Annotated in this window: 15 protein-coding genes and 1 tRNA gene; 12 read left to right on the plus strand and 4 right to left on the minus strand. The window is 39.5% G+C overall.

What is annotated here, in order from left to right:
- Position 1 precedes the first annotated feature (1 nt).
- The 5 genes from RB215_RS07060 (at position 2) to RB215_RS07080 (ending at position 4,975) form a co-directional block, all read left to right on the plus strand.
- The gene (locus tag RB215_RS07060; protein ID WP_011328081.1) at positions 2-643 is read left to right on the plus strand and encodes an MBL fold metallo-hydrolase; all 642 of its coding nucleotides are present in this window, start codon (positions 2-4) and stop codon (positions 641-643) included.
- 94 nt (positions 644-737) lie between these two features.
- Entirely contained in the window at positions 738-1,196 is a 459-nt protein-coding gene (locus RB215_RS07065; protein ID WP_011328082.1) for an Lrp/AsnC family transcriptional regulator, read from the plus strand.
- A 132-nt stretch (positions 1,197-1,328) separates the two neighbouring features.
- Positions 1,329-2,885 (plus strand): SulP family inorganic anion transporter, encoded by a 1,557-nt coding sequence (locus RB215_RS07070; protein ID WP_011328083.1) that lies wholly within the window; start codon positions 1,329-1,331, stop codon positions 2,883-2,885.
- A gap of 195 nt (positions 2,886-3,080) precedes the next feature.
- The gene (locus tag RB215_RS07075) at positions 3,081-4,151 is read left to right on the plus strand and encodes a sensor histidine kinase (RefSeq protein WP_011328084.1); all 1,071 of its coding nucleotides are present in this window, start codon (positions 3,081-3,083) and stop codon (positions 4,149-4,151) included.
- Positions 4,151-4,975, plus strand: a complete 825-nt coding sequence (locus RB215_RS07080) for a LytTR family DNA-binding domain-containing protein (RefSeq protein ID WP_089368227.1) — start codon at positions 4,151-4,153, stop codon at positions 4,973-4,975. Before RB215_RS07075 ends, RB215_RS07080 begins: the two co-directional genes overlap by 1 nt.
- 81 nt (positions 4,976-5,056) lie before the next feature.
- Here the strand turns inward: RB215_RS07080 and pyk are convergent, their stop codons facing one another.
- Positions 5,057-6,493, minus strand: coding sequence for a pyruvate kinase (gene pyk / locus RB215_RS07085; protein ID WP_309217099.1), 1,437 nt, complete (start codon positions 6,491-6,493; stop codon positions 5,057-5,059).
- A 337-nt stretch (positions 6,494-6,830) separates the two neighbouring features.
- On the opposite strand from pyk, the gene gndA reads away from it, so the two are divergent.
- Positions 6,831-8,204, plus strand: a complete 1,374-nt coding sequence (gene gndA / locus RB215_RS07090) for an NADP-dependent phosphogluconate dehydrogenase (protein WP_011328087.1) — start codon at positions 6,831-6,833, stop codon at positions 8,202-8,204.
- Positions 8,205-8,462: 258 nt separating this feature from the next.
- Here the strand turns inward: gndA and ansA are convergent, their stop codons facing one another.
- Together ansA and sppA are read right to left on the minus strand one after the other, a co-directional pair.
- Positions 8,463-9,473: an asparaginase gene (gene ansA / locus RB215_RS07095; protein ID WP_011328088.1), complete on the minus strand. Its 1,011-nt coding sequence runs from the start codon at positions 9,471-9,473 to the stop codon at positions 8,463-8,465.
- Positions 9,474-9,545: 72 nt separating this feature from the next.
- On the minus strand, positions 9,546-11,411 hold the full coding sequence (sppA, locus tag RB215_RS07100) for a signal peptide peptidase SppA (RefSeq protein WP_309217100.1): 1,866 nt from the start codon (positions 11,409-11,411) through the stop codon (positions 9,546-9,548).
- Positions 11,412-11,727: 316 nt separating this feature from the next.
- Between sppA and RB215_RS07105 the strand changes: the two genes are divergently transcribed.
- The 6 genes from RB215_RS07105 (at position 11,728) to RB215_RS07130 (ending at position 16,529) form a co-directional block, all read left to right on the plus strand.
- Positions 11,728-13,689 carry an FAD-dependent oxidoreductase gene (locus RB215_RS07105; RefSeq protein WP_309217101.1) on the plus strand — a complete coding sequence of 654 codons (1,962 nt, stop codon included), beginning with the start codon at positions 11,728-11,730 and terminating at the stop codon, positions 13,687-13,689.
- A gap of 220 nt (positions 13,690-13,909) precedes the next feature.
- On the plus strand, positions 13,910-14,458 hold the full coding sequence (locus RB215_RS07110; RefSeq protein ID WP_089368956.1) for an NAD(P)H nitroreductase: 549 nt from the start codon (positions 13,910-13,912) through the stop codon (positions 14,456-14,458).
- Between the two features lie 324 nt (positions 14,459-14,782).
- On the plus strand, positions 14,783-15,160 hold the full coding sequence (locus RB215_RS07115; protein WP_306288054.1) for a hypothetical protein: 378 nt from the start codon (positions 14,783-14,785) through the stop codon (positions 15,158-15,160).
- Positions 15,161-15,311: 151 nt separating this feature from the next.
- Positions 15,312-15,402, plus strand: a tRNA-Ser gene (locus RB215_RS07120).
- 50 nt (positions 15,403-15,452) lie between these two features.
- Positions 15,453-15,839: a hypothetical protein gene (locus RB215_RS07125; RefSeq protein ID WP_182677654.1), complete on the plus strand. Its 387-nt coding sequence runs from the start codon at positions 15,453-15,455 to the stop codon at positions 15,837-15,839.
- A 69-nt stretch (positions 15,840-15,908) separates the two neighbouring features.
- Positions 15,909-16,529, plus strand: a complete 621-nt coding sequence (locus RB215_RS07130; protein ID WP_011328094.1) for an FKBP-type peptidyl-prolyl cis-trans isomerase — start codon at positions 15,909-15,911, stop codon at positions 16,527-16,529.
- 239 nt (positions 16,530-16,768) lie between these two features.
- Here the strand turns inward: RB215_RS07130 and RB215_RS07135 are convergent, their stop codons facing one another.
- Positions 16,769-19,135, minus strand: coding sequence for a TonB-dependent receptor domain-containing protein (locus RB215_RS07135; protein ID WP_179806587.1), 2,367 nt, complete (start codon positions 19,133-19,135; stop codon positions 16,769-16,771).
- Positions 19,136-19,138: the final 3 nt, after the last annotated feature.

Raw genomic sequence — 19,138 nt, forward strand, 5'->3', positions numbered from 1 at the left:
GATGCATATAATTACAATACCCGTTACTGCTTTTGCACAAAACTGTCGCATTATTGCATGCTCGCAAAGCAAACAAGCTGTGGTAGTAGACCCAGGTGGCGATTACAACAAAATTGTGGCGGCATTAAAACAGCACGATTTAACGTTAACAGCAATTTGGTTAACGCATGGCCATTTAGATCATGTTGGTGCGGCTGATGCCTTGCGTAATACCTATAGCGTAAAAATAATTGGCCCACATAAAGATGAGCACTTTTGGTTTGAAAATTTACCAATGCAAGCACAAATGTTTGGTTTTGCAGCGGTTACTGCTTTTTATCCAGATGAGTGGCTAGCACACGACGATATAATACGCGTTGGGGAGTTGAGCTTTATCGTAAGGCATTGCCCTGGGCATACTCCTGGTCATGTGGTGTTTTATCAGCCACAACAGCAGTGTGTTATTGTGGGTGATGTAATATTTAAAGGCTCAGTAGGGCGCACGGATTTCCCAAAAGGAGATGCTCAGCAGTTAATTACCTCAATTAAAACGCAAATAATGACGCTCCCCGATAATACCCGCATACTTGCAGGGCATGGCAGCGATACGAACGTAGGCTACGAAAAACAAAACAATCCTTTTATAAGTGGGCAGTTTGGTTAATGCTGAGTAAATAAATTTTTTGCCAAAAACAAGCAGACTGTTTTTTAAAACACATGTATAATTTAGCCAGTTTATCTGATAAATAAGAAATAAAATGTCTCTAAATCACGTAGATCGCCAAATTTTGGCACTTTTGCAGCAAGATGCTAGTTTATCAACCGCTGAAATAGCAGATAAAGTAGGTTTGTCGCAATCTCCTTGTTGGCGCCGTATTGCTAAGCTAGAGCAAGATGGTTACATAAAAAGTAAAGTTGCACTTTTAGATGAGAAAAAGCTGGGCTTTGATATGCTGGTTTATGCTCACGTGCGTTTATCGAACCATGGTAAAAAGAATCTTGCTGAATTTGAAAAACTAATATTGAGTTACGATCAAGTAACTGAATGTTACACTATGGCAGGCACCATGGACTTTATGCTGCGTATTATTTCACAAGGTATTGAGGGCTATGAGCACTTTGTACGTGATAACTTGCTTAGCTTAGAGTACGTTCAAGAAGTACATTCTAATGTGACCATGACTTGCGTTAAACGCAGTACCGCTCTACCTCTGTAACCAAATATCTATTAACGCTAAGCACTTATTACTTAGCGTTAATGCCCTACTGACAATTGTTAACTGGGCGCTAATTTGATAGAATTCAGCGCTTTTTTTGTTACCCGTCTATGAAAACACTTGAGGAACTCAATGTTTAACTTACTCAGCAAAGCGCCAAGCTCTGCTAAAAACGATATCCTATCTGGATTAACCGTGGCATTAGCCTTGGTCCCAGAAGCTGTTGCGTTTGCCTTTGTTGCAAATGTAGAACCTTTAGTTGGACTCTATGCCGCGTTTATCGTTGGTTTAATTACGGCTATTTTCGGTGGTCGCCCTGGCATGATTTCTGGCGCAACCGGTGCCTTAGCTGTTGTTATGGTAAGTTTAGTATTTGATCATGGGGTTGAATATTTATTTGCCACTGTGCTGCTAATGGGCATACTGCAAATACTGGCTGGAGTTTTTAAGCTCGGAAAGTTTATTCGTATGGTGCCGCATCCGGTAATGCTTGGCTTTGTGAACGGCTTAGCCATCGTTATATTCTTAGCTCAGTTGGGGCAGTTTAAAGTTCCCGATGGCATGGGCGGTCAGCAATGGATGACAGGGAATCCTCTGTATATTATGTTGGGGTTAGTGGCACTAACCATGGCTATTATTCATTTTTTACCTAAATTAACTACAGCAATCCCATCGTCGTTAGTTGCTATTGTAACAGTTACAGCCTTGGTTATTGGCTTTGATTTAGAAGCGCACACTGTACTTGATTTCCTAAAAGGGATGACCGGCGATGAAGCGGTAACGATTGCTGGCGGTTTACCTGAATTTCATATTCCTATGGTGCCATTTACCCTAGATACTTTTATTATTATTTTTCCTTATGCACTTATTTTAGCGGCAATTGGTTTAATTGAGTCTTTATTAACGCTGAGCCTAATTGACGAAATAACAGAAACGCGTGGGCATAGTAACAAAGAATGTATAGGCCAAGGCGCTGCAAATATTACCTGTGGCATGTTTGGTGCTATGGGCGGTTGTGCCATGATAGGTCAGTCAATGATCAATATTAACTCAGGTGGGCGTTCGCGTTTATCGGGCATTAGTGCTGCGCTAATATTACTTGCGTTTATTATTTTTGCCTCAGGTTTAATTGAAATGATCCCACTGGCTGCTTTGGTTGGTGTGATGTTTATGGTGGTGTTGGGTACTTTTGAATGGGCAAGCTTTAAAATGATGAAGCGTGTACCACTGTCTGATGCATTTGTAATTGTATTAGTGTCGGGTGTTACCGTTATTACCGACTTAGCCATTGCAGTGTGTGTGGGTGTGATTGTATCGGCATTGGTATTTGCTTGGCAGCATGCAAAGCATATATACACAACCAACTATATTGATGAACAAGGTGCTAAAGTATATGAATTACATGGACCTCTGTTTTTTGGTTCGGTTAAAAACTTTGTTGAATTATTTGATGTAAAGAACGACCCTAACGATATTATTATTGAATTTAAATATAGTCGTGTGGCCGATCACAGTGCCATTGAGGCAATTGACAGCTTAGCTGATAAATATAAAAAAGCAGGCAAAAAATTACACCTACGACACTTAAGTAAAGACTGTACGCAACTGCTGCATAAAGCACGCGATTTAGTTCAAGTTAATGTAATTGAAGACCCAACCTATAAAGTGGTATCTGATAAGCTTGCTTAATTTAAATTAAGCAATAATTTAGTAAATAAATACGTTAAAAGCGAAAGGTTTATTCCTTTCGCTTTTTTATGCGTAACAATAGATGCGATCAATACCTGTTTGCGGCAAGGCTCTTAAAAAGCAAGATGGTTGGTAGTGCTAAGCGTTTACATAACTCGATATAATAGTGACAAATACACAGGGTAATAATTTATTTTGAATTGGCAATCTTTGATTGATAACAGACAGCGTTTTTTTTGGCTCTTGCAAGTAGCAGGCTGGATTGGTTACGCCTTGGTAAATTATATCGGCTCTAAAGTATTTGAAATGCGCGATATTTACGTATTTGTTATTTTATTAAATGCCTACGCAGGCTGTTTAATGACAGTGCCGCTGCGCTATATTTACCGAAAAATTTGGCATGCTTCACCTTGGGTATTAATGCTGGTTGTATTTAGCGCGTCCTATATTACGGGCACTTTATGGGCTGTGGTACAAAAATTTAATTTATGGGAAATATACCGCCATGGCTATCGGCCAGAAGAATGGTTTTACTACCTACAGCAAGGCTTAGATTCGGTATACATAATTTTATGTTGGAGTGGTTTATACTTTGGCGTTAAGTATTACCAGCTATTACAAAGTGAGCGTCAAAAAGCACTAAAAGCCACTACCATGGCGCACGAAGCTCAATTAAAAATGCTTAGGTATCAGTTAAATCCGCACTTTTTATTTAATACCCTCAATGCTATTTCTACATTAATTTTGGTAAAAGAGAACAAAGATGCTAATTTAATGGTGTCAAAATTAAGCGACTTTTTACGTTATACACTTAATACAGATCCAATTAAAAAAGTGCCGCTAGAGCAAGAGTTACATGCCTTAATGCTTTATTTAGAAATAGAGCGAGTGCGGTTTGATGAACGCTTAAAAGTAAATATAGAAATTAGTGAGCAAGCAAAGCAGGCATTAGTGCCGAGCTTGATTTTACAACCTATTATAGAAAATGCGATTAAGTATGCAATTGCACACTTAGTAGAGGGCGGTGTAATAGATATTAAGGCGCAAGTGTTTGCTAATGAATTATTACTTGAAGTAGGTGATAATGGACCAGGAACAGAACTAATTAATGGTCAGTTGGTAAATGCTCAAGGTGTAGGCGTTGCAAATACCAAGGATAGATTAAAAACGCTCTACGAAAATAATTATTCGTTTGTATTATCGCATAATACGCCAAGTGGGTTAAAAGTTAATCTGCGAGTACCGTTTGAGAAGGCAGTAAAGTAATGATAAAAATAAAAACACTTATAGTTGATGATGAGCCATTAGCACGTAGAGGCTTAGCTGTAAGGCTTGAAGAGTTTGCTGACATTGAAGTGATCAAACAATGTAGTTCCGGTGCCGATGCGATTGAAATATGTAAAAATCAAAAAATAGATCTCATTTTTTTAGATATTCAAATGCCTGGTATGAACGGTTTTGAAGTTGCACGCGCGTTAAGCGAAAGTACACGAGTATTACCAGCTATTGTTTTTGTTACTGCTTTTGATCAGTTTGCAGTTAAAGCATTTGAAATACATGCTTTAGATTACATTTTAAAACCCGTTGATGACAACAGACTTAAGCAGGCGGTGGAAAAAGTGCATACTTATTTAAAAACGCAGCAAGACAACGCCCATAAGAAAAAACTAGCAAGCTTTGTCGCTGGGATCACAGGTAATAATTGCGAAGAAATACTTAAAAAATTAGCCACAGGCGACACATTAACGGATAGACGTTACCCAGAGTCGCTTGCCGTAAAAGAGCAGGGCGAAATAATTCGTGTGCCAGTTGTTACTATTCAATGGGTTGATGCTGCGGGTGATTATATGTGCCTACATTGCCAAGATGGGCAAACGCATATATTACGTAAAACCATGAAAGAGCTTGAACAAGAGCTTGATCCGCAGTTGTTTGTACGCGTGCATCGCAGTGCAATTGTAAATACTAAACAAATCAGTAAATTGGTCACTCAAGTAAGTGGTGAATATTTATTAGTACTTGAAAACGGTCAAGAGCTTAAAGTAAGCCGTAGCTACCGCGATAAAGTAAAAGCAGCATTAGCGAGTTAATATTTCAGTTAGTGATTGTAGAGTAGATACAAAAAAGCGAGCTAAGCTCGCTTTTTTGTATTTAAGTTACTGTATTAAATATTAGCTTACAGTAACAATTTTCATGGTGTTAGTTGCGCCCACAGTTTCCATAGAGTCACCGTGAGTAATAATAACTGTATCGCCAGACTCTAAAGCACCTTGTTCAACAAGTGTTGCAAGTGCCGCTTTAACCATGCCGTCTTTTTCAGTTTTAGTAGAATCAAAAAATACTGGATAAACACCACGGTATAGCGCAGTTTGTCCTAGTGTACTGGCATGGCGAGATAACGAGTAAATAGGTAAACCTGAGCTAATACGCGACATTAATTTAGCCGTACTACCTGATTCAGTTAAGGTAACAATTGCTCTTACTGAATCTAAGTGGTTTGCTGCATACATAGCCGAAAGGGCGATAGATTCTGCATTACTTGAAAAACGACTGTCTAAACGATGTTTAGAAACATGCGTTTCTTTTTGCGACTCAGCACCTAAACAAACTCGCGCCATAGTTGCAACTGTTTCTTCAGGATAATCCCCCGCGGCTGTTTCAGCCGAAAGCATTACGGCATCAGTACCATCAAGCACTGCGTTGGCAACATCCATTACTTCAGCACGTGTTGGCATTGGATTGTCGATCATCGACTCCATCATTTGCGTCGCAGTAATAACGGTACGGTTTAATGAGCGCGCACGGCGAATAATGAGTTTTTGCTTGCCCATTAGCGCGGCATCACCAATTTCAACACCTAAATCACCGCGGGCAACCATGACCGCATCAGACGCAAGAATAATATCATCAACGGCTTCTTGTGTTTCAACGGCTTCTGCACGTTCAATTTTTGCCAATAACTGCGCTTTTGAACCTGCGGCTTCAGCCAGTGAGCGTACGTAACGCATATCATCGCCACTGCGTGGGAATGAAACGGCTATATAGTCAACGTCAATTTCTGCAGCTGTAAGTAGGTCTTCTTTGTCTTTTTCTGTAAATGCCGGCGCAGTTAAGCCGCCGCCTAAACGGTTAATCCCTTTATTGTTAGATAAAACACCGCCAACAGTTACAGTACAATGTACTAAGTGGCCAACAACTTCGTTAACGCGTAGCTGAATAAGGCCATCGTTTAACAGCAGTAAATCATTAGCGCTTACATCGTTAGGTAGTTCTTTGTAATCTATACCAACAGCGTTAATATCGCCTTCGCCTAACTCCATTTTTGCATCAAGGGTAAATTTGGCACCAACAGCAAGGGTTACTTTACCTTCTTTAAAGGTAGAAACACGAATTTTAGGGCCTTGTAAGTCAGCAAGAATAGCAATATGTTTACCTAAGCGTTTAGCAATTTCGCGTACCGCTTGGGCGCGGTCTTTGTGATCTTGTGCCACACCGTGCGAGAAGTTTAAACGTACGACATTTGCACCTGCGCAAATAATTTTTTCTAAGTTGTTATCTCTATCAGTAGCAGGCCCTAGTGTCGCGACTATTTTTGTGCGTCTTAGCATTTAATTCTCCTGTATGCTTAATTTTAAGCAGATTGACGGTTATTTTGTTTTATAAAGCAGTTACCATTAGCAGGTAAAGTTTTAGTTATGAGCAATTTTTATTGTATTGCCACTATTATATACAAAATGAATGTGCGATCATTATGACACCGGTGTCAGGGGGCGTCAATGATCTATAAATTTTTAATCTAGCGACTATTTCTCCCCCTGAGTCCGCTGTTGTTTGATATAATTACATTGTGATAAAAGTATATTTTTTTGCTCATGATATAATACACGTGCCAAAGTATTTATTTAAATTAACTAACCAATTAGTTGTTACCGAGGAGGGCACTAAATGCAAGTTGCATTAGTAGGGTTAGGCGTTATGGGGAAAAACCTTGCCCTAAACTTAATTGAAAAGGGCATAACGCTGGTCGCTTATGACAAAAACCCCCATGCGGGTGAAGAGTTATTGAGCTGCGCTAAGTCAGAAGGTTTAGCTGATAAGCTGCACATTGTTTCTGATTTAGGAGACATGGTTAGACGTTTAGAAGCACCGCGTTCTATTTTGTTGCTTGTTCCTGCGGGCGAGTTGGTTGATGCTGTATGCAGTGAACTAATAGAAGCAGGCGTACAGTGCAGCGATATTATAGTTGACTGTGGTAACAGTAATTATAAAGACGGTATTAACCGCAAGCTTAAATACCAAAATAAATTTGAGTTTGCCACTATGGGGATTTCAGGCGGCGCAGAAGGTGCTCGTCATGGTCCTGCAATGATGGCAAGCGGATCTGAAGGTGGTTGGGAGCGTGTCGAGCCATGGTTTACAAAGGTTGCTGCAAGTTATAAGGGTGAATCGTGTTTCGCTCGTGTGGGCCAATCAGCCAGTGGTCACTTTGTAAAAATGGTTCATAACGGCATTGAATATGCGCTAATGCAACTTATTGCTGAAGTGTATCAATTGCTGCGTCATGGCACTGGGCGTTCACCTAAAGAAGTAGCAGAAATTTTTGACGAATGGTCGCAAGAGCATTTAAACAGCTACTTATTGTCTATTTCTAGCCACATATTGTCACTTGAAAATCAAAATAATGTACCACTTGTGGACTTAATTGATAATAAAGTGGGTGCTAAAGGCACAGGTTTATGGACTGCGCAAAATGCATTAGAGCTTGGTATTGCAGTACCGTCTTTAGTAGCTGCAGTGCAAGCACGTCATTTAACGAATGTTTATGACACAACTGCTGCACAAGAGATGACTTACGCCGATAGAGCAACCACTAAAGTTGAAATTGACTTAGTTGAGCTTAAAGATGCATTTACCTTAGCGAGTTTACTTGCTTATCGCCAAGGTTTGGCTTTAATTAAAGGCGCGTCGCGTACGCATCAGTGGAAAGTAGATTTGTCTAAAACACTGCAAACATGGCGTGCGGGTTGTATTATTCGTGCTGATTATTTAGATAGTGTTGCACAAGGCGTTGAATTTATTGACACCCTTGATAAAGAAGTATTTGCACTGCGTAAAATAACAGGCCAAGCAATGATGACAGGCTTAGCGTTTCCGGTGCTTAGCTCATCGCAAACTTACTTTGCTACATTAACCACTCCAAGTAATGGGCATTTAGTACAAGCCCAGCGTGATTACTTTGGTGAGCATGGGGTTAAAACCCATACAGGTGAAGTGTGTCATTTAACAGACCTAGTTGAGATTGACGCGAAAGTACGTTAATCAACCTGATCTGCGGATAATAAACTTATCTCAAGCAGCTATTTTCAGCGCTAACTGCGTTGAACTTACTTGCAATAGGCCAGCTATTGACGCGTAAATTCGTCTTGTTTTCACTGAAAACCTCTGGCTAGAGAAAATAAAATATAACTATGATTCAATACGTTAGTAAATTTCTTAACCAGAGTTCAGGTTAATTATTAAAACGACAAAAAAAGCACGCTAAATTTAGCGTGCTTTTTTAATTTTAAGTCCGCTAAATTAACGGGTTAACTCACCGCGTAAATTGTCTTGCATTAAGTGACGAATTGTCTCTACTTCAAGGTTTTGACTTAATAAGTAATGCAGCTTAGTTAAGCAAGCCTCTAATGTCATATCGTAACCACTGATCACACCTATATTAAGGAGCGCGTTACCCGTTGCATAGCCGCCCATATTTACATGACCTTTTATGCATTGGGTTAAATTTATAATAATAACGCCGCGCTTGCTGGCTTGCTCTAAAATAGTTAAAAATTCAGGATCTTGTGGTGCGTTGCCCACGCCAAAACTTAATAATACCAATGCTTTAATGCTACCGTTTACTAAGCTTTTCACAACCTCGGTACTAATACCCGGATATAAATGCAGCACACCAATAGGCTGCGTTGTAATGGGGGTTACTTGTAAATCGTTTTCAACATAGGGGCTTAATTGGCCTTTTATAAGTTGAATATTAATACCTGAAAGCGCTAAAGGTTCAAGGTTTGGTGAGGCAAATGCATCAAATCCATCGGCATGGGCTTTAGTGGCTCGATTACCACGAAACAACTGATTATTAAAAAATAAGCTTACTTCAGCAATAGGGTAGTTTGCTGCTAAGTACATAGCATTGAGTAAATTCACTTGCCCGTCTGAGCGCAATTGCGACAAGGGAATTTGTGAGCCGGTAACGATTACAGGCTTAGTTAAGTTTTCAAACATAAAAGATAAGGCGGCGGCGGTATACGCCATAGTGTCGGTGCCGTGGAGGACAACAAAGCCATCATAGTCTTGATATTTGTTTTTTATATCATCTGCTATTAACTGCCAGTGAGCAGGCGTCATATCAGAGGAATCAATTAAAGGGCAATACTCGTGAATATCAAAAAGTGGCATTTCTTCACGGTTAAATTCTGCATTATTGACCACAGTCTGAGTTAAGAACCCTTCTGCAGGAATATAGCCGCGACTCGATTTTTTCATCCCAATTGTACCGCCAGTGTAAGCGATGTAAATGCGTTTACGTTTCATAAAAAAAGCCCAGTAAAATAACTGGGCTTAGTATAACTTTAAATACAACTGCTTATAAAGGCAGATGCACTTTTATTGTGCGACAGAGCAAGCTAAACAGCGCGCATAAACACCTTGTGGATCGTTATAATCTTTAAGGTTATCTATTTCACTACTTAAACGCTTAACCAAACTTTGTAAGTTAGCTTGCGTTGCAAGAACCGAGGTTGTTGCGTTGTTACTGCCAAGCATAGATTTAACCGACGCATTACCTAAAATATCTTGAATCATTTTTTGTTGCGGGCTCAAGCTTTGTTTGATCGTTTTAACATCGTAATGATTTAGTTTAGCAAGTGCTGCTGCCGCTTTAATTGCGTCTTGCTTATCACCTAGTTTATCGATTAAGCCTAGCTCTTGTGCTTTTGCTGCGATCCATACACGGCCTTGCGCAATATTATCAACTTGCTCAGGTGTCATGTTACGTGCATCTGCAACCACATCTAAAAAGCGTCCGTAGGCCTCCTCAACACTCATTTGAATTACTTGCGCCATTTTGTCATCAAGCGGGCGAGTAATAGAAAACCCAGCCATGTCGGTTGTTGCCACGCCATCCGAGTAAACACCAAGGTTAGATAAGGTGTTTTCAAAGGTCATAAAGGTGCCAAATACGCCAATAGAGCCGGTAATTGTGCTTGGCGCAGCCCAAATTTCATTCGCTGCTGAAGCAATCCAATAACCGCCAGAAGCTGCAACAGAGCTCATTGAAGCAATAACAGGTTTACCTGCTGCTTTAAGTGCTAACACCTCAGCGCGAATAACTTCAGAGGCAAACATACTGCCGCCACCCGAATCAATGCGCAGTACTACGGCTTTAACTTTGTCATCTAAACGTGCATTACGCAGTAGTGCAGCTGTAGAGTCGCCGCCAATTTCGCCGGCTTTGCGCTCACCATCTACAATTGTACCTCTAGCAACAACTACCGCGACTTTTTCTGTCATTGGGTTATCAAATACAACAGGGGGCTTAACTAGGCTTAAATATTGACGAAATGAAACTTGTTTAAAAGTTTTGCCTTTTTCATCAGCGCCAACTAAATCAATTAACTGTTGGCGAACTTGTTGATTGGTTTTTAATGTGTCGACCCATTGATTATCTAGCGCATATTGACCCGCGTCGCCATTTGCAGCTGTCATTTTTGCTAAAAATACATCCATGGTTTCGTCAAAATTTGATTCATCAAAAGGACGTACTGCAGCAACATCTTGTTTGTATTCATTCCAAAGTGCAGTTAACCATACGCGATTAGCTTCTTTAGCTGCATCCGACATGTCATTGCGAATAAACGGCTCAACTGCCGATTTAAACGTACCAACACGGAATATATGCTGCGTTACTTTTAACTTTTCAAGTGCTTCTTTAAAGTACAGTGGGTACATACCAAAGCCTTCAATTGCTACACTGCCATAAGGGTGCATAGCGACTTCATCTGCATGTGCTGCAATGTAGTATTGAGCTTGAGTGTAGTAATAACCAGAGGCAATAACCTTTTTACCCGTTTGTTTAAATGCTTCAAGTGCCTTGGTAATTTGTTTTAATTTATTTAAATGCGCTTTTGGCATTTCTTGTAAATCTAACAGTATTACGCTGATACGGTCGTCTTTTGCGGCTTCGTTAATAACCTCAACTATATCATCGAGTAAAATTTCACCCGGTGATTCAGCGTTTGAAGTAGCATCACTAATTGCTGCTTCAATAGGATCTATATAGGTTTTTTCTTCAACAATAGGGCCGTTAAGGTTTAGTCTAAGTACTGAGCCATTTTCTACAATTATTTTATCGCCGTCACTTGAAAGAGACACAATAAAAACAATAACCAGTAATAAAAATAAAATGTTGAGTATTAAACGACGAGAAAAATTTATCCCAGTCCAAATACCTTTAAATACTTTTGCAATCAAAATAGATCCTTAATTTGGTACAACTAATACATTACAAGCATCTTAGCTCAGAATATAAATAAATTTAACTGCTAAATCGTAACGAAGTATTTATAAAGCTAATTATGCCACTGTTGCTATTCACATTTTTATCAATATAAACTTCAGTTGCACTTTTTGAAATTAAAAAAGTAGGCTTGTAATAGCCGAAAAATGGGTATTGTTAGCCTAATGTGCAACAGTTTATTAAAATACTAAGTTCAGATATTGCTTATTGGTCGGTATTAAAGCAGAATTGATCAATGCATACAGGTTAGACCAGTTAATGGGGCACAGGATGTTAGAACAACAATTACAATTAAAACACACACAATTACGTAACCGCTTAGTAATGGGCTCAATGCACACCGGTCTTGAAGAAGGTTGGCATAACCGCAAACGCCTACGTGCTTTTTACGAAGCACGTGCTAAAGGTGGTACTGCCATGTTAATTACCGGGGGCTATAGCCCAAATTTGCGCGGTAAATTAACGCCTATTTCGTCATCCTTTAATAGCTATTACGATGTTTTTAAACATCGTGCTTACACCAATGCAGTACACAAGCATGGTGGTAAAATATGTTTGCAACTACTTCATGCCGGGCGTTATGCGTATCACCCTTTTAATCAAGCTCCGAGCGCAATTAAAGCACCTATAAGTCCTTATAAGCCAAAGGCAATGTCGTTAAGCTCAATTAAAAAAACTATTAAAGACTTTGCACATTCAGCCTACATGGCTGAAAAAGCAGGCTACGATGGCGTAGAAGTAATGGGCTCTGAAGGGTATTTAATTAATGAGTTTATGGCACCGCATACGAATAAACGAAATGATGAGTTTGGTGGCAGTTTAGAAAATAGAATGCGTTTAGCCGTTGAAATAGTTAAAGCGGTTAGGGCTAAGGTATCGGAGCAGTTTTTAATTATTTTTAGACTGTCGGTAATGGATTTAATTCCTAATGGTTCTACCCCTGAAGAAGTAACTATTCAAGCGCTTGAACTTGAAAAAGCGGGTGTTGATATCTTTAATACAGGAATAGGGTGGCACGAAGCGCGCATTCCTACAATTGCAAGTATGGTTCCGCCCGGGGCGTTTAAAGAAGCATCAAAACGCTTAAAAGATGTAATTAAAGTACCCGTTATCGCGGTAAACCGTATTAACACCCCAGAAATAGCTAACGAAATACTAAACGCAGGCGATGCCGACTTAATTTCGATGGCGCGGCCATTACTGGCTGATCCGGAGTTTTTTAATAAATATAATAATCAGTTATCAAAGCATATTAATATTTGTATAGGGTGTAACCAAGGGTGTCTGGATCACGTATTTAAAGGCAAGCGTGCTACTTGTTTAGTTAACCCACAAGCAGCTTTTGAACTCGACTACCCACTAGAAAAAACGACTAAAGCTAAAAAGGTATTAGTAGTTGGTGCAGGGCCTGCGGGTTTATCATCAAGTTGTTATTTGGCAGAAAAAGGCCATACGGTAACGCTGATTGATCAAAAAATGCAAATGGGTGGGCAATTCAATTTAGCCATGCAAATACCTGGGAAAGAAGACTTTAATCATACCTTAGCGTATTACACTAATGAGCTTGAACGTTTAAACGTAACGGTTGAGTTAGGTAAAGCATACAACGACAGCATGCTTGCACACTATGATGACATTGTATTTGCCACAGGGGTAAGGCCGCGTGAGGCAAGTATTAAATGCAGTGATGGTAAACGCGTATTTGCCTACGATGAAGTTATTCGTGGTGAAGTAGAGTTAGGTAAGTCAATTGCTATATTAGGCGCCGGTGGAATCGGGTTTGATATGGTGGCTTTTTTAAGCGAGCAAAAGTCGCAAAGTATTAGTGACTTTAAAAGCCAGTGGGGTATTGAGTGCGAACCTAAACCCCATAAAGATGATCGCCAACTGTATATGTTAAAACGCAGTGCAGGTCGCTTTGGTAGTGATTTGGGTAAAACAACAGGCTGGATCCATCGCCAAGTAGCTAAACAACATAGCGTTAAACAAATTGCTGATTGTCAGTATCATAGTTTTGATAAAAATGGTTTAACCGTTACAGTCGCAGGAGATAAGCAAGTATTAGCTGTAGATACTGTGATTGCCTGTATTGGTCAGGTTTCTAATAATGAAGTATTGGCAAAGCAAAGCGACAACGCCAAAGTGCATGTTATTGGGGGCGCTAAGCTTGCCACCGCAATTGATGCTAAACGTGCTATTTATGAAGCGCTGCAAATTGCCAGAGAAATATAACATTTTGGCTTAGCCAATAGGCTAGTCTAACTTGTTATAACCAATTGGCTACTGCATACTATACCCCGCTATTTAGGCGGGGTATAAGTTTATCCCGCCTGTTAATATACAGCTTAGGCTGTTTATCTATTATTCTCGCTAAAATAAGCACTGATATTACAGCGCTTTATTTTTCTATGTTAAATCAATGCTATGCTAGCTTTTATTTTGAGAGATGGTTATGAACGCGATTGAATTATTATTGACCCGTCAATCTGACGCCAAATTAACAGAGCCAGGCCCAAATGAAGAACAACTCGCGGTGATCCAGCAAGCTGCGCTACGTGTTCCCGACCATGGTTGTATTGCACCTTGGCAATTTATTGTTGTACAAGGCGATGCGCGCCATAAATTAGGCGACATTTTTCAGCAAAGTGCAATTGCAGAGCAACAAGCCGAAAAAATGATTGAGCGCACAAAAGAGCACCCGTTGCGCGCGCCTATGATTATTATTGCTATAGCAAAGTATCAAGAACATCCAAAAGTCCCGCGAATTGAGCAAATACAAAGCGCAGGGTGTAGCGTATTTGCTATGCAACAAGCGGCTTTTGCACAAGGGCTTAGTGGTATTTGGCGAACTGGTTTTTTTGCGCAAAGCCCTGCAGTTAAACAGGCATTAAAATTAAATGAGCAAGACGAAATAGTGGGCTATTTGTATTTAGGCACGCCGGCTGTTGAGTGTAAAAAGTCGCCTCGTCATAAAGCTGTTGATTTTTTCAGCTACTTATAAAATAAGATGAACTTTTTGCCCTACTTATACTCATACACCATTAACGCTTGTATGTTAGAGTGGATGTGTAAGTAACCAGAACTCTTGATAATAAATCTATCTCTAGCAGCTATTTTCAACGCTAGAGAAAATAAGTTTAAATATCATTATTATTAAATGTGTTAGTAAATACCTTAACCAGAGTTCAGGTTAAGTAGTTTAGCTGTGAGAAGTGCTAGGATGCGTAATCTATAAAACTCCTTCTGCAGTTTGTTTTTTAATCGATTGTTTTTTGATAAAGTATGGAAAGTCTTAATAAAAACAAAGATAAAGAAGACGAAATTAATGGGAAATTTATTTTTACGTGAAAAAGAAAGTTGGCTGGCCTGGTCTTTTTGGGGCGCCATAGGTGCTTTTATAACCCTTTATATTGCAATGAGTACCAGTAAAGCACATTTTATTGTTGCCTCATCAATGGGTGTGTTAGTTGTTTTAACCTGGTGGATGCAACAATCTAAACGCTATGACTTTGGTCGTGCATTTAAAATATGTTGCTATGTGTTATTACTCACCGTATTGCCTGCATTTTTGGTTGTAGTAGTGCCTAGTGATGATTTAAATCGGTTTGATTTAATATTTCAAAGTGCAACATTTTTAACTTTAAGTTTATTTGTGTGTTTGCTTTGTTCTTGGATTGCACGCAGACCAAAGCAATATTACTAAAACAAACTCCTTTGTTAAATTTAGCAGTCGCTAAATTAATAATTGGTATTTTAATAGATTGCTTTAATTTTAAGCATAAAATTATTTTTAACGATTTTATGCTTTTAAGCCTTTACAAGTTTGTCATTTACCCCTATTATTCGCGCCGTGCGGAGAGATGGCAGAGTGGTCGAATGCACCGGTCTTGAAAACCGGCATGGGTTTATAGCCCATCTAGGGTTCAAATCCCTATCTCTCCACCATTATTTAAAAAAACCGCCTTATTGGCGGTTTTTTGCTTTGTGGAACTTGTATGTCAAAATCAACTAACCTTTCAACCTCACAGCAATTAATTAAACACATTTTATTATGGATTGTGTTTGCTTATTGTTATCAAAGTGCAATAAGTTTATTAGTCAAAATGGCACTTGATGCGCAACCAAATAACCCTGTTATTACCGCCTTTGTTTATGCCCTCGGTTTTAATATTTTAGTGGCTCATTTAATTACTAAATACGATAAATTTTGGCCAGTTATTAGCTCAGTATTTATAGGTTTAGTTGGACTTGTGGTAATTCCATTTTTATTATTTGGTGCTAGTGGATTACTCACTTTAGCGCTACTTGCTGGAATTTTATGCAGTTTACCAGTGAGTACCTATATTGTTGGCCTAATTAAAGTAAAACACAGCAAAAACTAGCCCCAAAGCGGGTTTATTTTGTGATAGCATAGTCGCGTCTTTTAACTAACAAAACGTGAAAAACACATTATGTCAGATAATTTTACTACAGATGCTGAAAAAGCAAGTTACGGTATTGGCTTACAAATGGGTGAGCAACTTAAGTCTAATCCTTTTGAAGGCTTAAACCTAAATTCAGTGTTTGAAGGCATGAAAGATGCGTACGCAGGTAGCGCTTTTCAAGTTGAGATCCCTGAGATCCAAGCTGCTTTTGAAAAAATCAATGAAGAAATTCAAGCTCGTCGCGAGCAAGAATCACAAGTACTTGCTGCTGAAGGCATTGCATTTCTAGAAGAAAATGCAAAACGTCCTGAAATCACAGTGACTGAATCAGGTCTTCAATACGAAGTAATTACTACAGGTGAAGGCGACAAGCCAACAGCTGAGTCTACAGTACGTGTTGATTACCACGGTACATTAATTAACGGTACTGTTTTTGATAGCTCATACGAGCGCGGTCAACCTGCTGAATTCCCAGTAGGTGGCGTGATCAAAGGCTGGACTGAAGCATTACAAATGATGCCAGCGGGTACTAAATGGCGTCTTTACGTTCCTCATGACCTTGCTTATGGTGAACGTGGTGCCGGTGCTGCAATCGCACCTTACTCAACACTAGTATTTGATGTTGAGTTACACGAAATTATTGCTTAAGTATTCTTAAGCAATAAATAAAAAACCGCATTCATTAAATTGAATGCGGTTTTTTTGTGTCTTACCGGTATATTTAACTTTTTATCTGCTCATTTATGCTTCTTCTTTTCTTTTTGTGAAAAGTATTTAAAGTGAGATATGTATAAAGAGGATATAAAACACTGCACTTTAGCAAGCAATAAATATGCCCCAGCATAGCAAGGGGCTTATTAATGATTAGCGGTAATTAAAGTATATTGTTAAAAGTAGCCGCGAATACCAAAGCGGAAGTTTCTACCTGGTAATGGGGCGGTGTCTTTAATAAATGAGCTATGTACAAAGCCAAGCTCATCAGTAATATTATCAACGTTGATGTACAGTTGTGTATCAAGGTTACCTAAATCTAGCTGATAGTTAGCTTGTGCATCAAATAAAGTATAACCATCGGTTTTAGTCTCATAGGCGGTAATATCGGTTTGTGAAAAATAATGGGTACCGGTTAATGCGAATTGCCAATTACCTAAGTTGTATTGCAACTCAGAGCCTAATTTATTAGCAGGGATACGAGGTAAGTTTTCATCGTCTTGCTTGAGTTTTGCTCGCGTAGAGTCACCAAATACTTTAACCAAGGTGCTTGCGTTAACTTTATAATGCGCATCAAACTCTAAGCCATACAGCTCGGCGTCTTTACTGGTAAACTGATACACCGCCACACCATGGTCGTGGCCGTTATCAGCCGCTTCTAAACCATGTTCTTCATCAAATACTAAGCCAGTATTTTCTTGAAAGTAAAAGTTTTTAATATCATTATAAAAAAAGTTTACAGAGTAACCAAAGTCACCGCTAAAGCGTCTAAAACCTAAATCAATATTGGTTGAGGTTTCTTGTTTGATATTCTCGGGTTCAAAATGCGCTTCACCGTCTTCAATATGATAGCCTAGGCCAAGCTCATAGGTACCAGTTGCAATGTGTAAGCCATTAGATAATAGCTCTGCAGAGAGCGGGGCACGTTCTGAGTGTGAAAGACTCATTGCCATACTATATCCAGGGGTATATTGCCAAATAGCACCCATTGAAGCGCTAAGGTTAGTAAAGCTTTTAGTGTAGTCAAGTACTTCAGCATTGCTTGTTTGCGTGTCATCATGGCTATGCTGATGCGTTGCTATTTGGCTTTTTATTTTATAGTCTTCAACTCGCGCACCTAACTCAATAGTTACATCACCAAACTCACGTTCTTCTAATAAATATAAAGCATTAGTGGTCGTTACACTGGCTGGCGTAAATGCTTCTTCGCCGTTGGCATCATAATCAGAATCACTGTAGTGATAACCCACCATGCCGTGCCAATCAGCTAATTTATGTTCTATGTTTAAGCGTGCTTCAGTGGTTTTGTTTTTAAATGTAGTGCCTATTTCACCGTTTTCAATTTCACTGTGTAAGTAATCTGTATAGCCTAAGCGCAAATTAATGGTTTCAATCCAATTATTATGTAGCGCATAGCTTAATAGACCTTGCCAGCGATCTTGCTCTAACTGGGCAAAAACAGGTGTTTCTTCATGTGCTTCATCACTATGGGCATCGCCGTCGGCTGCATGATCGTGTTCATGTCCGTGATCATGCTCATGACCTGGAATACCATAATCCGTTTTTATTTTACCGTAAGAAAACCCAACCGTTAAATGCTCACCTACGTAGCTAGTACCAAAGTTAACGGTTTCACTGTCGATAAAGGTGTTTTCTACAGAATCTTTACTTTCAACATCACCATCTTCGTGAAGCTGGTTAAATCGTGGTGTTTGATAGTCATCGCCGCTGCGTTTAGTGCCATCAAAATGAAAGTTAAAATTATTATAACCCGTCTCTAACTTTGCAGCGTAGGTATTCGCGTTGGATACCGAATCGTGACTGTATTCTACTGCACCGGTTAATTCATCTATATTGCTCGTAGGAATGCGGTTATCAACTACGTTTACCACACCACCAATAGCACCAGAGCCATACAGTAGAGTACTTGGGCCACGTAGTACTTCTATTTGTTCAGCAGCTAAGCTGTCGCTAGAAGTAGCATGATCAGGGCCAATACGCGATGCATCACTGCTGTCTAAGCCATTTTGCATAATTTTAACCCGAGGGCCATCTAAGCCACGAATAATTGGGCTTGATGAAACAGGGCCAAAATAACTCGCGTTAACTCCCGGTAAGCCTTTTAGGGTTTCGCCAAGCGTTGGCTTTGACTTGTTTCTTAGCTCATCACCAGAGAGTACATTTACCGGAGAAATCATTTCTAAGCTACTTTTGTGCAAGGCCGATGCAAACACAACTACAGTTTCAATAGAGGTTGGCTTTAAAGCAATTGCAATATTGTTTGATGACTCGGTTACCGTAATGCGTGAGTCGCTATAGTTATCTTTGCTAATATGCAGCTGGCCGCTCGCATCAAGCTCAATGGCAAACTCGCCAAGCTTGTTGGTTTTAACGCTTTGAGATTTACCGTGTACATGAATAGTGGCGTTTTCAATAGGTTGATTTTTTTCATCTGTTACTTTGCCATTAACAGTGGCAGCAAGTGCAGAGTGAGAGCATAAAACAGAAAAAATTGCAGAAGAAATTAATGTTAGCTTAGTCATGAG

The sequence above is a fragment of the Pseudoalteromonas sp. HL-AS2 genome (assembly GCF_031198805.1).
Lineage (GTDB): Bacteria > Pseudomonadota > Gammaproteobacteria > Enterobacterales > Alteromonadaceae > Pseudoalteromonas > Pseudoalteromonas nigrifaciens.